At 61.9% G+C, this 15,206-nt stretch carries 15 protein-coding genes; 5 read left to right on the top strand and 10 right to left on the bottom strand.

The features are described from left to right. Positions 1-187: 187 nt before the first annotated feature. The gene (locus tag F3Y30_RS04575) at positions 188-1,141 is read right to left on the bottom strand and encodes an aldo/keto reductase (protein WP_203425346.1); all 954 of its coding nucleotides are present in this window, start codon (positions 1,139-1,141) and stop codon (positions 188-190) included. Between the two features lie 321 nt (positions 1,142-1,462). Here F3Y30_RS04575 and F3Y30_RS04570 point away from each other — a divergent pair, with 321 nt between their 5' ends. Then, on the top strand, positions 1,463-2,449 hold the full coding sequence (locus F3Y30_RS04570) for a Gfo/Idh/MocA family oxidoreductase (RefSeq protein WP_203425345.1): 987 nt from the start codon (positions 1,463-1,465) through the stop codon (positions 2,447-2,449). Between the two features lie 22 nt (positions 2,450-2,471). Here the strand turns inward: F3Y30_RS04570 and F3Y30_RS04565 are convergent, their stop codons facing one another. Both F3Y30_RS04565 and F3Y30_RS04560 read right to left on the bottom strand, forming a co-directional pair. After that, on the bottom strand, positions 2,472-2,864 hold the full coding sequence (locus F3Y30_RS04565) for a GtrA family protein (RefSeq protein ID WP_203425344.1): 393 nt from the start codon (positions 2,862-2,864) through the stop codon (positions 2,472-2,474). Next, on the bottom strand, positions 2,861-3,865 hold the full coding sequence (locus F3Y30_RS04560) for a glycosyltransferase (RefSeq protein ID WP_203425343.1): 1,005 nt from the start codon (positions 3,863-3,865) through the stop codon (positions 2,861-2,863). Before F3Y30_RS04560 ends, F3Y30_RS04565 begins: the two co-directional genes overlap by 4 nt. Before the next feature lie 121 nt (positions 3,866-3,986). Between F3Y30_RS04560 and F3Y30_RS26165 the strand changes: the two genes are divergently transcribed. Together F3Y30_RS26165 and F3Y30_RS26160 are read left to right on the top strand one after the other, a co-directional pair. Beyond that, positions 3,987-5,021 carry a hypothetical protein gene (locus F3Y30_RS26165; RefSeq protein WP_246752867.1) on the top strand — a complete coding sequence of 345 codons (1,035 nt, stop codon included), beginning with the start codon at positions 3,987-3,989 and terminating at the stop codon, positions 5,019-5,021. Further along, positions 5,018-5,821: a hypothetical protein gene (locus F3Y30_RS26160; protein ID WP_246752866.1), complete on the top strand. Its 804-nt coding sequence runs from the start codon at positions 5,018-5,020 to the stop codon at positions 5,819-5,821. Before F3Y30_RS26165 ends, F3Y30_RS26160 begins: the two co-directional genes overlap by 4 nt. Before the next feature lie 36 nt (positions 5,822-5,857). On the opposite strand, the gene mbfA is transcribed toward F3Y30_RS26160, so the two are convergent. Then, positions 5,858-6,841 (bottom strand): iron exporter MbfA, encoded by a 984-nt coding sequence (gene mbfA / locus F3Y30_RS04550; RefSeq protein WP_203425342.1) that lies wholly within the window; start codon positions 6,839-6,841, stop codon positions 5,858-5,860. Positions 6,842-6,944: 103 nt separating this feature from the next. Next, on the bottom strand, positions 6,945-8,186 hold the full coding sequence (locus tag F3Y30_RS04545; protein WP_203425341.1) for a cyclopropane-fatty-acyl-phospholipid synthase family protein: 1,242 nt from the start codon (positions 8,184-8,186) through the stop codon (positions 6,945-6,947). Positions 8,187-8,377: 191 nt separating this feature from the next. Between F3Y30_RS04545 and F3Y30_RS04540 the strand changes: the two genes are divergently transcribed. Then, positions 8,378-8,848 carry a truncated hemoglobin gene (locus F3Y30_RS04540; RefSeq protein WP_203425340.1) on the top strand — a complete coding sequence of 157 codons (471 nt, stop codon included), beginning with the start codon at positions 8,378-8,380 and terminating at the stop codon, positions 8,846-8,848. A 16-nt stretch (positions 8,849-8,864) separates the two neighbouring features. On the opposite strand, the gene F3Y30_RS04535 is transcribed toward F3Y30_RS04540, so the two are convergent. From F3Y30_RS04535 to F3Y30_RS04515, 5 genes are all read right to left on the bottom strand, one after another. Then, complete coding sequence (locus F3Y30_RS04535) at positions 8,865-9,767, bottom strand: EamA family transporter (RefSeq protein WP_203425339.1); 903 nt, start codon at positions 9,765-9,767, stop codon at positions 8,865-8,867. 199 nt (positions 9,768-9,966) lie between these two features. Further along, complete coding sequence (locus tag F3Y30_RS04530) at positions 9,967-10,632, bottom strand: OmpA family protein (RefSeq protein ID WP_203425338.1); 666 nt, start codon at positions 10,630-10,632, stop codon at positions 9,967-9,969. Positions 10,633-10,737: 105 nt separating this feature from the next. Continuing rightward, positions 10,738-11,763, bottom strand: a complete 1,026-nt coding sequence (locus F3Y30_RS04525) for a histone deacetylase family protein (protein ID WP_203425337.1) — start codon at positions 11,761-11,763, stop codon at positions 10,738-10,740. 162 nt (positions 11,764-11,925) lie between these two features. Further along, complete coding sequence (locus F3Y30_RS04520) at positions 11,926-12,465, bottom strand: GNAT family N-acetyltransferase (RefSeq protein ID WP_203425336.1); 540 nt, start codon at positions 12,463-12,465, stop codon at positions 11,926-11,928. Between the two features lie 18 nt (positions 12,466-12,483). Further along, the gene (locus F3Y30_RS04515) at positions 12,484-13,062 is read right to left on the bottom strand and encodes a helix-turn-helix domain-containing protein (protein ID WP_203425335.1); all 579 of its coding nucleotides are present in this window, start codon (positions 13,060-13,062) and stop codon (positions 12,484-12,486) included. A 285-nt stretch (positions 13,063-13,347) separates the two neighbouring features. Between F3Y30_RS04515 and lepA the strand changes: the two genes are divergently transcribed. Further along, positions 13,348-15,180, top strand: coding sequence for a translation elongation factor 4 (gene lepA / locus F3Y30_RS04510; protein WP_203425334.1), 1,833 nt, complete (start codon positions 13,348-13,350; stop codon positions 15,178-15,180). The last annotated feature ends 26 nt before the right edge of the window (positions 15,181-15,206 follow it).

Below are 15,206 nucleotides of genomic sequence, written 5' to 3'. Positions count from 1 at the left end.
TTAAATTGTATTATCAATTGCTCAAAATTGGGTCAACTATAAGCTGCACGAATTACTGCGATCGCTGGACTATCCACAGGAACTGGCGAGCTCAATACTATTTCCACTCGTAATAGTAGAAACAATGACGCGATCGGAGGCGATCCGTCAACCCCGCCTCGCGGCGTTGACGGATCGCCTGCCTGCGTCAAATGGCGCCAGCCTGGTCCAGGCGAGCCAGATCTTCGGCCGAAAGCTTCAGTTGCGCTGACTTGATCAGGCTTTCCAACTGGGTCGTGCTCGTCGCGCTCGCAATCGGCGCCGTCACGGCAGGCTTCGCCATAAGCCAGGCAAGAGCGATCTCAGCGGGCTTTGCGCCGGTGGCCGCCGCGACGTCGTCGAGAGCGGCAAGTATCCTCGTTCCGCGATCATCGAGATACTTGGCAACGCCCTCGCCACGGGTGTGCCCCACCACATCCGCCTTGGAACGGTACTTTCCAGTCAGGAAGCCGGATGCGAGGCTGAAATACGTGATCACGCCAATCTCTTCCCGCCGGCACAGTTCGGCGAGCGGTCCCTCGAATGCGGCTCGGTCATAGAGATTGTATTCCGGCTGCAGGACCGTGTAGCGCGGCAGGCCTGCCTTCTCAGCCGCGTCGAAGGAGGCCTGAAGCTGAACGGCGTCGAGGTTGGAAGCACCGAAGTGCCGGATCTTTCCCTGCTTCACGAGGTCTGCATGGGCCTCCAGCGTTTCCTCGTAGGGCGTTGAGTCATCCGGCCAATGGGAGAGATAGAGATCGATGTGGTCCGTCTGGAGACGTTTCAGCGAATCCTCGACAGCCTTGACGATCCACTTCCTGGAAAGGTCCGTGCGGCCTTGCCCCATGTCTGACCCGACCTTGGTGATGATCACGACCTTGTCCCGGGGAACGGCAGAGCGCTTCAGCCATTTGCCAATGATGGTCTCGGATTCGCCCCCGCTGTTGCCCGGCGCCCAGCGAGAATAGACATCAGCCGTATCGATCGCGTTGAAACCTCCGCCAACAAATCCGTCCAGAAGATCGAAAGACGTGGCCTCGTCGGCCGTCCAGCCAAAGACATTGCCGCCAAACACGAGAGGTGCGATCTGGAGGTCGGTACGACCGAGAGTGCGCTTCTGCATAGGTTTCTCCATGGTGGGATTTTGAAAGGAACAAGGATTCTAGGAACATAGCGATGCGAGAGGCCAATTTCACGCTCTGCCACAGATATTTTACGGATCGATCTCCTGCGGGCGGCGAGTCTTGGAGGAACAACCGAGGGACCGGGTTTTCCCGGTGCCACGAGAGCCGGCGACCGACGTGAACATCCGACTGGAATGTGGTGTGAGAGCGGCGCCCTTACTCGGCGTTCTTCGGGGGATGGCTCCCTCCAAGCCAACAGAATGTTTCCATTTGAGGATCCGTTGCTCTAGTCTGCGGACAAAACTCAGGGAGGAATTTCCATGTTGCGCTTCGGTATTCTGTCAACGGCAAAGATCGGTCGAGAACTCGTGGTTCCCGCTATCCAGGATGCGGAGAATTGCGTGGTCACTGCGATTGCGAGCCGCGACCAGGCCAAGGCGCGCGCGATGGCCGACCGGTTCTCGGTGACCCATGCCTTCGGTTCCTACGAGGAAATGCTGGCATCAGACACGATCGACGCCGTCTACATTCCGCTTCCAACCGCACAGCACGTGGAATGGACCATCAAGGCGGCGGAAGCCGGAAAGCACGTCCTGTGCGAAAAGCCGATCGCATTGAAGGCATCGCAGATCAACGGGTTGATCGAGGCCCGCGACAGGAACAAGGTTCTTGTCTCGGAAGCGTACATGGTGACCTACAGTCCCGTCTGGCGGAAAGTGCGGGATCTGCTGCGGGAAGGCGCAATCGGAAAGTTGCGCCACGTGCAGGGTGCATTCACCTATTACAATCGCGATCCCGGCAACATGCGCAACGTTCCGGAACTCGGCGGCGGCGGCCTGCCTGACATCGGCGTGTATCCGACAATTACAACGCGCTTTGCGACCGGCAAGGAAGCGCTTCGCGTGCAGGCCACAACGGACCGCGATCCGGAATTCGGCACGGACATCTATTCGAGCGTCCGGGCAGACTTCGGCGATTTCGAACTGAGTTTCTACATCTCGACGCAGCTCGCACAGCGCCAGGTGATGGTGTTCCACGGCGACAAGGGATTCATCGAGGTGAAATCTCCCTTCAATGCCGACCGTTATGGCACGGAGGAAGTCGAACTCACCAACCAGACCCACTCGGAATCGCAGCATTTCCGCTTCCAGGACGCCCGCCAGTACAAGCGCGAGGCCGAGGCTTTCTCACGTGCGGCCATGGGGCAAGACGAAGAGGTCGTCACGCTTGAGAATTCGCTGAACAACCAGAAGCTGATCGATGCGATCTATCGAGCAAGCGAGAAGGACGGCTGGGAGGCGGTGTAAATCCAGCCGCCAGGCGCCGCGATCACTCCGTCGTCGCGGCTGCCCCGCCAAACACGAAACGCGAATAGCCGAACCATGACCAGGCCGTCGCCAATCCGGACGACAGGGCGACGGCGACAAGCGGCGGAAGCTCCGGAACCGCGAGCAGCAGGCCGGAATAGATCCCATAGTTGAGCAACGCCGATGACAGGCCGATGCTGCCGTAGCGCGCGCCCTCCGTCGCGAGCGAGTGGCGGCTGCGTCCGAAGGTGAGGCTGCGATTGATCATCCAGGTCGCTGCCATTGCAACGGCTATCGCAACGATCCGCGCCGCGAACGGGCCGAGCGGCGTTAGCGAGAGCAGAATGGCGAGCATGCCGGCATCGACAAGGAAACCCGTTCCGCCGGCCACGGCGAACCAGAGAAGTTTCCTCATGCGGCTTCGGCCCTTGCATCGTCGCGACCCGTCAGGGCAGCAACAGGAACGACCGCGGTTTCGCCGCGCGTGGACGGGAGACCCATGTAGTGGATGCGCAGCTGTTCGCTGCGGGCGCGGGCAAGTGAATCGAGAATGAGCCCCGCCGTGAAGATCATGAAAGAGATCATCATCAGCGCCATGGACAGAACCCAGGTCGGGAGCCGGTCGACGAGCCCGGTCTGGAAATATGCTGTGACCACCGGCGCCATGAACAGGAGGCTCGACAGCATGAAGGCGCCGCTGATCGCGCCGAAGAAGGTGAACGGTCGCGTCTCCTTCATCAGCATCGCGAACATCCAGAGGATCTTTCCGCCGTCGCGGAAGGTCGAGAGCTTGGAATGGGAGCCCTCCGGCCTGCGGCCATAGTCAAGCTCCAGCTCCGCGACCGGCAGGCGCAGGCGCGAGGCATGGACCGACATCTCGGTTTCGATCTCGAACCCACCGGATACGGCCGGAAAGCTCTTCGCGAAACGGCGTGAGAAAGCGCGATAGCCGGAGAAGATATCGGTGAAGTCGCTGCCGAACAGCGAACGATAGAGAAGGTTGAAGATGCGGTTGCCGATGGCGTGTCCCTGCCGCCCGGCATCGGCGCGCACGCCGCGACGCGTGCCGACGACCATGTCCGCCCCTTCGGTCAGAAGCGTTCGTATCAGTTCCTGCGCATCCCGCGGAGGATAGGTGCCGTCGCCATCGGCCATCAGGTAGATGTCGGCGTCGATATCGGAAAACATCCGGCGCACCACGTTGCCCTTGCCCTGGCGACGCTCGCGCACCACTCTCGCGCCGGCGAGCGCGGCCCTAAGCGCCGTGCTGTCGGTCGAGTTGTTGTCGTAGACGTAGATGCGGGCATGGGGCAGTGCCGCCCTGAAGCCGGCGACGACGTCGCCGATGGTCTGCGCCTCGTTGTAGCATGGCAGCAGGACCGCCACCTGATATTCCTGGAATTCGGCTTCCGTCATGACGGCTATCGTTTCCTGCAAGGTTGGCGGGTCTGAACGCATCCCGTGTATTTTACTATTTCTTGAGAAGGTTAAGGCTAGGTTTCGCCGGCGCGGGAATGCTGGAGAAAGGTGCGGGCGGGTGGCAAAAACGGTATCGATGGACCTACCGCATCCTTCACAGGCGGATGATCGGAGCCTTCGTGCCGAGCTTCCCCTCAAGGTCCTCGCCGCCTATGCGGTAGCGGCTATCGCCGCCATCCTTCTCGTGTCCCTGCCCTTTGCCACCGACTATGTCGGTGCGGACAATGACGACATCATGCGCCTCGTCGTCGTACGCGACCTTCTCGCGGGCCAGAGCTGGTTCGATCCGACCCAGTACAGGCTGGGGCTAGAGGGCGGAACGCTCATGCACTGGTCACGGCTGGTCGATCTGCCGATCGCCAACCTGATCGACATCTTCTCGGTGTTTGCGGGCAGGGAACGCGCCGAGGCGCTGGCCCTTGCTATCTGGCCGCTGGCACTGACGGTGCCACTTCTCTACGGCATGGGGCTCGCGGGCCTGCGCCTCGGCGGGCGACCGACCATGCACGTGGCGCTTCTTCTCAGCGCCATCTTCGTCGTCTCAATCAACCGTTTCCAACCAGGTTCGATCGATCATCACAATGTACAGCTGGCATTGATCGCAATCGTCGCTGCGATGCTCCTCGATGGAAGATTTCGGGCGCGAAGCTTCGCGGTCGCCGGCGCGGGCTGCGCCCTTGCGATCGCGATCGGGGCCGAAACCACGCCGCTTGTCGCGGTCGTCTGCCTGCTCGTTGCCTTCAAGTGGGCCTGGCACGGCGAACCGTTCCTGCGTGCTGCCTCCGCCTTCGGTTTGGCGCTCGCACTTGTGACAACACTCGCATTCTTCGGTACCATCGCGCCCGCACACTATCGCCAGGTGACGTGCGACAACCTCTCCTATGGCTTCTATGCGCTGGCCACGTTTGGCGGAGGCGCCCTCTTCCTCGTGGCAACGCAGGCCAGTCGCCTTGAACGCAACGGGCGCTTCGTCGCGCTCCTCGTCGCCGGCGCGGTGATTGCGGCCGCGACGCTTGCGATCGCGCCCGGCTGCCTGCAGAATCCGCTGAACGAACTCGATCCCCTCCTCAAGACCTTCTGGCTCTCCGGGTGATCGAAGCGCAGTCGATCACCGCCCAGTTCGGCATAGATCCAGGCTCCATCGGCGGGTTTTACGCTGTCGCAGTCCTGGCGCTCATCGTCTGCGCGGTTCGCATGGTGCGAGGCGAGGAGATCGAGGCGCATGCCACGCTGATGGCGATGATCGGCTGCGCTTTCGCGATCGCCCTCATGCAGGTGCGCGGATCTGCCTTCTCGAACCTGCTCGCGGTTGTTCCGCTCGCAATGGCGATCGCAGACCTTCGACGCCTCTCCAACGCCAACCCGAAAAACCTGGAGCTCGGCATTGCTTTTGCGGCGCTGACGATCGCCTCCGTCCCGCCCGCCTGGGCGATTGCGGGTCTTGCAGTACCCGGCATGTCACGCGAACGGCTTCTTGCGAACCTCGGACCGAGCCGCGCGAAACCTTCCTGCACCAGTCCACTCGCCATGGCGGAACTCGCGCGCGAACCTGCAGGTGTTGTGGCCGGTCCGCCGGATCTCGGTGCGTCGATCTTGCGCTACACCAAGCATCGAGCACTCGCCGGACCCTACCATCGCAATCAGGGCGGCATGCTGACGGAGCTCCACATCGGCCTTGCGCCCCCGAAGCAGGCGGAAGCCTTCCTCAGGGGTGCCGGCGTCACCCTACTCGCCTTCTGCCCGTCGGACATGCAGTTGCGAAGTGTCGCGAAGGCCGAGCCCCAGGGGCTCTATGCACGGCTGCTGGCAGGAGACGTTCCTCCCTATCTCGAGCGGTTGGACAGCAGCGACACGGCACTTGCAATCTTCCGCATCAGGCCCGAGGCAAAGTAACCTTCAAGATCGAGTCAGGGCTGACGGGAACGCGCTTCAGGCGTTTCCGATCAATACGCCGGCGGCCAGCACCAGCCCGCCACCAAGCACGACCTGGAAGGCCGCACGCAGGAAAGGCGTTTCCATATACTTGTTCTGAATGAAGGCGATGGCCCAGAGTTCCACGAACACGACCGCCACGGCGATTGCCGTTGCGAGCATGAAATGCGGGATCAGGTAGGGAAGCGCGTGGCCGAGCCCGCCGATCGCCGTCATCAGGCCGGAAGAAAGACCGCGCTTGATGGGCGAGCCACGGCCGGAAAGCTTGCCGTCATCGTGCGCGGCTTCCGTGAACCCCATGGAGATACCGGCGCCGACCGAGGCAGAGAGGCCCACGAGGAAGGTCTGCCAGGTATCCTGGGTGGCGAAGGCGGCTGCGAAGATCGGCGCCAGCGTCGATACGGAACCATCCATGAGACCGGCGAGGCCCGGCTGGATGTAGGTCAGGAGGAATTGCCGCTTCGCCGTCTGCGCCTCGTCCGCCTGGACGTCTTCGGGCGTGAATTTCTCGCCAAGGCGGCGTGCGAGCGACTCGTGGGATTTCTCGGCCAGGGCGAGATCACCAAGCAGCTTGCGGGTGGCCGCATCGGTGGCGCGCGCGGCCGCCGTCACATAGAACCGGTGGGCCGCTTCTTCCATCGCCTCGGCCTGCGTCCGAGCCGTTTCGATCGACAGGTTGGCGATTAGCCAGTCAGGCTTCCTCTCGGGAAAATCGTGCACATGCTCGCGCCGGACCAGTGGAATGCGGTTTCCGAACCGGGCGACATGCAGGTCGATCAACATCTGCCGGTGGTGGCTCTCCTCCGCAGCCATTTCCTCGAACACCCTGGCCGAGTGAGGATAGGCGTCGCGCAAGGCATCCGCGTAGGCGAGGTAGATCCGCCCGTCATCTTCCTCCGACGAGATGGCGAGTGCCAGGATCTCCTGCTCCCCCAAAGTTTCGAGGGAGCGCTTGGACGACGGAAGAAAACGGGAGAGCATGAAAAATCCTTCTTTAGAATAATTCTAAATGTAGGATTTCACGCATCCACGGTCAAGCGATACGGCAGGCTTTGCCGCGGCCAAGACGTCGCACCCGAGATCGTCAAACCTCCAGGGACAGAGCCTTTTCCCGGGCCATGTAGTCGCGCTGCCTGTCGGTCACGTAATCACGCACGATCGGCGCGGCGTCACGCGAGCGGGAGAGCTGCATATGGAAGACGAGCTGGCTGCCGGTGCGGAACATCATCTCAGCGCTGATGAGATAGAACTCCCACATCCGCGCGAAGCGCTCGTCATACATTGCAACGACCTTGTCGCGGTTCTTCTCGAATCTCTCTCCCCAGTGGGCCAGCGTCGTCGCATAGTGAACGCGCAGGAATTCGAGGTCGCTCACCCAGAGGCTGTTCTGCTCCACCACCTCAAAAACCTCGGAAAGAGCCGGCGAATAAGCGCCCGGGAAGATGTACTTCCGTAGCCATGCGCTCGCCATGCCCGGCGGGCTCATGTGTCCGATCGAATGCAGCACCGCCAGGCCGTTGTCCGGCATCAGGGCATTCAGCTTCTTGAAGAATTCGTCGTAGTGGTGAACGCCCACGTGCTCGAACATGCCGACCGAAACGATGCGGTCGAACGGCCCGGAGACGTCGCGATAATCACGGAGCTCGAATTTGACGCGTCCGGCGAGCCCCGCCGCCTCGGCGCGACTGGTAGCAAGCGCCTGTTGCTCCTTGGAAAGGGTCACGCCGAGTACCTCGACGTCTTCCAGCTTCGCGAGATAGAGGGCAAGATCGCCCCAGCCCGAGCCGATATCGAGAACCTTCATCCCCGGCCTGAGGCAAAGCTTGGAGGCAAGCAGCCTCAGCTTGTTGCGCTGCGCCGCTTCCAGGCTTTCATCCTCCTCGCGGAAATATGCGCAGGAATAGAGCATGTTCTCGTCGAGGAAGAGCTTGTAGAAATCATTGCCGAGATCGTAGTGGTGCGCGACGTTCTGTTGCGCCTGGCCCTTGCGGTTGGATTGCTGGCGCTTGCGAAAGCGCATCTTGATCGCACGCAGCACCTTCTGGATCGGATAGGAACCGAGCGAGAGGCGGTTGATGGAAAAGAGCCGCAGGAAGTCTCGGAGCGTCGACCCATCCTCGAAACGCATCGTCCCATCCATGTAGGCCTCGCCAGCCGCGAGTTCGGAATTGAAGACGAGCGTGCGATAGAGCTTCGGATCCGTGAGGCGCATGGTCACCTTCGGCCCCGGTTCTCCGGAAAAGACGTGCCGCCTGCCGGTCGCGTCGATCACGGTCAACTGACCCTTGCGAATGAAGGCCTTCATCATATGCGAGAGTGGAAACATGCACGCCTCGTTTGCAGAACTGAATCGCCGTCTGGTGGTACCATCCACGAAGTGGCGTGGACGCGCAATCATCTTTCCGGCCTGCCCACTGCAGCTGCGACGATCCGCGGAAACCCTAGTTCGCCCTCCGCGAACGGCTGCGACAAAGGGAGCGATTGCGCCGGCCGGCGCGCTTGCCTATCTGTAAGGGCATGGAACAGACCGCCGCACCATCCCGCCAGTCGCATTTCGAAGCCATCCGCAACCGGGCAGATGCGGACATGGAACAGATCGGTGTGACACCCGGCTTCATCCCGCTTCTTGTCGACACGTTCTATGGACGCGTCCGGGCACACGATATGCTGGGGCCGGTCTTCGAGGCACGCCTTGCCGGACGCTGGCCGGAGCACATGGAAAAGATGAAGCGTTTCTGGTCGGCGGTGGCCTTCAAGGATGGCGGCTATGGTGGCAAGCCGGTGATGGCGCATCAGGGTATCGCCGGCCTGCAGCCCCCGCTGTTTCAGGCCTGGCTCGGGCTTTTCTCGGAAACACTGGACGACATAGCGCCCTCGCAGGAGGCGAAGGCATGGTTCATGGAGACCGCGGAGCGGATCGCCAAGAGCCTGGTTCTCTCCCTCTTCTACAATCCGGCAGACGACGACCCCGCGCTGAAGCGGGCATAATCAAGCAGGATCGGCGTTACTCGGCAGCTGCCGTCACACCGGCGCTGGCGGCGACCACGAACCCCGTGCCCAGCATCTGCAGGGGGGTCATGACCTGCCCGAGCACCATGAACCCAGCTATCGCACCGACCGCGGGCTCGAGGCTCATGAGAATGCCGAAGGCCGAGGTCGGCAGATGGCGAAGTGCGATCATCTCCAGGGCATAGGGAACGAGCGGCACAAGGATCGCCAGCCCGGTCATCAGCGCAAGAGTATCCGGCGCCATCATCTCCGGCGCCCGTACGAGGCCAAGGGGAGCGCAAACCACAGCCGCCACGGCGAGCGACATCGCAAGACCTTCGAGGCCCGGAAAGAGCTTGCCCGCGCCCTTCATCAGCAGAATGTAGCAACCCCAGCCCACGCCGGCGCCCGCGGCGAGCAGAACCCCGACCGTGTCGCCTGTCCAGGTCTCGCCATTGTGCGAAAGCAGTATGACACCCGCCAGCGCCGCCAGGGGCCAGAAGAGCTTCCGCCCGAATCCCATCCCGAAACTCGCGACCGCGAGTGGCCCGAGGAATTCGATCGCGACCGCGAGGCCGAGCGGTATGCGTTCGATGGAGGCATAGAAGCAGGTCGTCATCCCCGCCATTGCCACACCGAGGAACAGGGCGTTTTTCCACTGCCGGGCATCGTAGGATAGAATTCGTGGACGAACGATCGCCGCCAGGATCGCGGCGGCGAGAAGCAGGCGCAGGAAGCTTGTGGCGAAAGGGCCATGGGCGGAAATGATGTCGGCCGACAGCGCAGCGCCGAACTGCACGCTCGAAATCGAGAGGAGACACAGAATCGTTCCGGTCAGCAGCGAGGCCTTCACTGCGCCGGCTTTTCGCACCGCTACGGGATCACCAGCAAGCGGCCGGGCGACGATTTTTTGATCCATGATGCATCCTCCTAGGGAAAGAGGTCCTAGCTGGAAGCGCATGCATGTTCAAATTGATAGTTATGACACTGAAGTTCAGCGAATTTGATGGAATGCCTGCTGTCACGCCCTGCAAACAAGATCGCCAGGCCGAAATCTATCTATGATAGCCGGCAAGCCATGCCGGGACGAAGCATATGGCCCGTCCCGGCAGGAAGGATCAGCTCTCGCGCAACGGAGAGATCGAGATCTCGACGCGGCGGTTCTGAGCGCGACCGGCCTCGGTGGCGTTCGAAGCGATCGGCCGATCCTTGCCGTAACCCACGGCGGACATGCGCCGCTGGTCGACACCACGCGCCGCGAGGTAGTTTGCAACCGAGCCGGCACGGCGCTCGGAAAGAGCCTGGTTGTGTGCCGCGCTACCGGTGGAATCCGTGTGACCGTCGACGTCGACAAGGGTCTTGTTGAACTTCTTCAGCACCAGCGCGACAGAATCGAGCGTCGGATAGAAGGCCGGAATCACCTGGTCCGCATCCGTTGCGAACGTGATGTTCGAGGGCATGTTGAGGATGATCCGGTCGCCGGCGCGGGTTACCGAAACACCGGTTCCCTGCAGCTGGGCGCGCAACTCCGATTCCTGGTTGTCCATGTAGTTGCCGATCGCACCGCCACCGAGCGCACCGATACCGGCGCCGATCAGGGCCGCGTTGCGCCGCTGAACGGGATTGTTGCCGACGAGCAGGCCCGTCGCCGCGCCGAGTCCCGCGCCAATCAGCGCACCGCCGGCCGTGTTCGACATCTTCTGTTCGCCCGTATAGGGATCAGTCGTCGTACAACCGGAGAGGTAGGCGGCGGCAACGGCAACGATTGCAATTTTCTTGTACATGAAGGCTCCCGAGAGTTCTGCGTGATTCTGCTTCAAGCTACCGATTGCGGCAGGAACATGATACGGCGGCGCAAAACCGCCGCCGCCCACAGATCCCGACGCCCGTCAGCCGACAATGCCCGTGAGCACGTTGGCGACGTTGAGGCCTATTTCCGGAACGCCGTAACCGCCTTCCATGACTACCAGCAGTGGCACGCCGCTCGCGGCAATCCGCCGGCCCATGGTCAGATAGTCGGGCGAGGTCAGCTTGAAGAAGGATATCGGGTCCTTCTCGAAGGTATCGACCCCGAGGGAGACAACGATCGCCTCCGCTCCGAAGGCGGCGATACGCTGCAAGGCATCTTCCATCGCCGCGCTCCAGACGCTGTAGGGCGTACCGCGCGCCATGGGATAGTTCTGTGTCGTTCCTTCGCCGGCCCCCTTGCCGGTCTCTTCCGCATAGCCGAGGAAGTGAGGGAAGGCTTCCGCTGGATCGCCATGCAGCGAGGCGAAGAACACATCGCCGCGCTCATAGAAGATGTCCTGCGTCCCGTTGCCGTGATGGAAGTCCACATCCAGGATCGCGACCTTGCCTGCGCCCTTGTCGAGCAAGCGCTGGGCGGCGACGGCAGCATTGTTGATGAAGCAGTAGCCACCGAACATGTCGATCCCGGCGTGATGCCCCGGGGGACGGCAGAGCGAGAATGCTGCCTTGTGGCCGCTCGCCACCAGATCCGCGCCCGAGAGCGCCGAATACATGGCCGACAGCGCAGCTTCCCAGGTACCAGGGGAAATCGACGTCTCGGCGGCGTTGCAGTAGTAACCGATCTGCCCGTCGATATCCTTCGGGATGCGGCGGGAAGTGCGGCGAACGGGGAACGACGTCGCGATTGCCTCGCCCTTGAAGCCGGCGGCCTGCCAACGCTCCCAGGCGGTTTCTAGGAATTTCAGAAATCCCGCGTCATGGACCTTGAGAGCCGTCTCCATGCCATACTCGTTGGGCGCAACCACGTCGGTGAAACCCGCTTCCTTGACCGCTGCCAGGATCCACTCGGCACGAAAGGGCGCCTCGAAGGGTGGCACCAACTGCCCCCCGTAGAGTTCGGTCTTCGAATTCCTGAGCTTGTGGTCTTCGGAAAATATGACGCGCATAACGTGCTCCCTCTTGTTTTGCGCGCACGTTAGAGCGGCAGCTGTCCAAATGGAAGCAGTTCGCAGGATTGAATTTTTCGAAGGTCCGCGGATTTCCGCGCAAGGTCGCGCCCGAGGCGGAAGCATGGCAAAGATCGTGTCCGCGCGCTTATGGGTGCGTGGTCAGGCGGCAGCCATCGCGACAGGGCCGACCCGCTTGTAGAACAGCGTTGTTCCGCAATAGCGTCCATCCGGATAGAGCGCATAGTCCGGAATGACGCCGACGCGTTCCCAGCCAAGGCGTGCATAGACCTCCTCCGCCGGACTTCCCGTGGCCGTGTCCAGCACGAGGACCGTCTTGCCGCGCCTGGCCGCCGCCTCTTCCGCAGCAGACATCAGGGCTCGGGCAAGTCCGAGGCGGCGGGCACGCTCCACGACGAGCAGTTTCTTGACGTCCGCGCGGTGGAGCTGATTCGGCATTTGCCGGATTCCGACCTGTACTGTTCCGACGATTTCACCTTCCACCTCGGCGATAAAGAGCAGCGTCGCATCCTCAGCGACAGCCGCAATGACGGCCTCCCAGAAGGGACGCGCGTCTTCGAGCCGGTATGGAGACATGAAGCCGACCGAAGCACCTCCTTCCACGCAATCGACCAGCACCGCGGAAAGCTCATCGATGCGGGCCCGCGCCTCGGCTGCTTCGATCAAACGGATATCACTCATCTTGTCGCCTTTCGTCGCTCAGCCGCGACCACGGTCGAGGACGACCGCGTAGTGTGCAATCGTGCTGCCGGGATTGTGGAACACATGGTTGTCAGTGATGCCCATGTAGAGGCAATCTCCGGGCTTCAGCCGGTGGACGATGTCGCCGACCGTCATCTCCAGTTCACCTGCGAAAAGCCAGACATGCTGTGTCATCCCCTCCTTCGCCGTTTCCGGCGGATAGGGAATGCGGGCACCTGCCGGAAACTCCACCTCGATGATCTCCACGCGCGATGGGGTGCCCGGCGGGGAGACCGAGCGGCGGAGATACCCAGTCTCGGGATCGCGCCACACAATCTGCTCCGTGCGTCTCGACAGCGGGCTCTCCAGCGTTTCGCCAAACGCGAAGAAGGTCGAGAGCGTCACGCCGAGCGGAGGACAGAGGCGGGCGAGAAGCTGCGCCGTGGGGCTCGCCTCCCCGCGCTCGATCCGGGAAATCATGGCGCGGCTCACACCGGCGCGTGTCGCGAGCTCATCGAGCGTCAACGACTTCGCTGTCCGAAGCAGCCGGACGCGATCGCCGATCGCGCCTTCGAGATTGTGGTTTTCGGTCTCCATTATGATAGATTATTTATCCATTTTAATGGAGTCAAGAGCAGAGGAGCTTGCTCGCGAAGGACATTCAAGGCAACCGACTCGGTCCCTTGCGACCTAACTGAAGGGGTAATCTTGCCCTCACCGCACACCGGGTTGGTCCCACCTCGCAAACCTCTGACATACGGGATCGGCAACGCACTTCATGCCCGGGCCGGGATGCTGCCGGCTGCGAAACCCTGGTGCATGCCCGAACATGGTGAACAGACCGTCGATTTACCGCTTTGCGGGCGTTCAAGCCGCTGCTATATGGCGCCCATGAGCACCAATTCCTCCACGCCCCTCGACCACATCCGCAACTTCTCGATCGTGGCCCATATCGACCACGGCAAATCGACGCTCGCCGACCGGCTGATCCAGTCGACGGGAGGTCTTGCGGATCGCGAAATGTCCGAGCAGGTGCTCGACAACATGGAGATCGAGCGCGAGCGGGGGATCACCATCAAGGCTCAGACCGTGCGCCTGCACTACAAGGCGAACAACGGCGAGACCTACGTCCTCAACCTGATCGACACGCCCGGCCACGTGGACTTTGCCTACGAAGTCTCGCGCTCGCTGTCGGCCTGCGAGGGATCGCTGCTCGTCGTCGACGCTTCGCAGGGCGTGGAAGCTCAGACGCTCGCCAACGTCTACCAGGCGATCGACAACAACCACGAGCTCGTGACGGTTCTCAACAAGATCGACCTGCCGGCGGCCGAGCCCGACCGCATCAAGGACCAGATCGAGGAAGTGATCGGCATCGACGCTTCCGACGCGGTCCTGATCTCGGCCAAGACGGGCCTCGGCATTCCCGACGTGCTCGAAGCGATCGTCAACCGGCTGCCGGCTCCCAAGAGCCCGGGCGGCGAGAAAGCGCCGCTGAAGGCGCTCCTGGTCGACAGCTGGTACGACACCTATCTCGGCGTCATGGTTCTGGTTCGCATCATCGAGGGTCGACTCAGCAAGGGCCAGACGATCCGAATGATGGGCACCGGCGCGAAGTACTCGATCGAGCGCGTTGGCGTTCTGACACCAAAGATGGTCGCGATGGATTCGCTCGGTCCGGGCGAAATCGGCTTCATCACTGCCTCGATCAAGGAGGTCGCGGATACACGCGTCGGCGACACGATCACCGAGGACAAGCGCCCGACGACCGAAGCGCTTCCTGGCTTCAAGCCGGCGCAGCCGGTGGTTTTCTGCGGCCTTTTCCCCGTCGACGCCGCCGACTTCGAGGAACTGCGCGGCGCCATGGGCAAGCTGCGCCTGAACGACGCGTCCTTCTCGTTCGAGATGGAAAGCTCGGCTGCACTCGGCTTCGGCTTCCGGTGCGGCTTCCTTGGGCTCCTGCACCTCGAGATCATCCAGGAACGCCTGTCCCGCGAATTCGACCTCGACCTGATCGCGACCGCGCCGTCGGTGGTTTACCAGCTGACGATGACCGACGGCACCGAGAAGGAACTGCACAACCCGGCCGACATGCCGGATGTGGTGAAGATCTCCGAGTTCCGTGAGCCCTGGATCAAGGCGACGATCCTGACGCCCGACGAATATCTCGGCGGCATCCTCAAGCTCTGCCAGGATCGGCGGGGCATCCAGACCGAGCTGACCTATGTCGGCAATCGCGCGATGCTGACCTACGATCTGCCGCTCAACGAGGTTGTCTTCGACTTCTATGACCGGCTGAAGTCGATCTCCAAGGGCTACGCTTCCTTCGACTACAATCTTTCCGACTACCGCGAGAGCGATCTCGTGAAGATGTCGATCCTCGTCAATGCCGAGCCTGTGGATGCGCTGTCCATGCTCGTCCATCGCTCGGCGGCGGAAAAGCGCGGCCGCGTCATGTGCGAGAAGCTCAAGGACCTGATCCCGCAACACATGTTCCAGATCCCGATCCAAGCCGCTATCGGCGGACGCATCATCGCCCGCGAGACGGTTCGTGCACTGCGCAAGGACGTGACGGCGAAGTGCTACGGCGGCGACGCTACCCGTAAGCGCAAACTTCTGGAAAAACAGAAGGAAGGCAAGAAGCGCATGCGTCAGTTCGGCAAGGTCGAAATTCCGCAGGAAGCCTTCATCGCGGCACTCAAGATGGGCGACGAATAGCCAACGCCTTACGAAACCATTCGAAA

This window comes from Sinorhizobium sp. BG8 (assembly GCF_016864555.1).
GTDB lineage: Bacteria > Pseudomonadota > Alphaproteobacteria > Rhizobiales > Rhizobiaceae > BG8.
The sequence above is the reverse complement of the archived record's forward strand: the minus strand, read 5'-3'. Positions and strand labels throughout refer to the sequence as shown.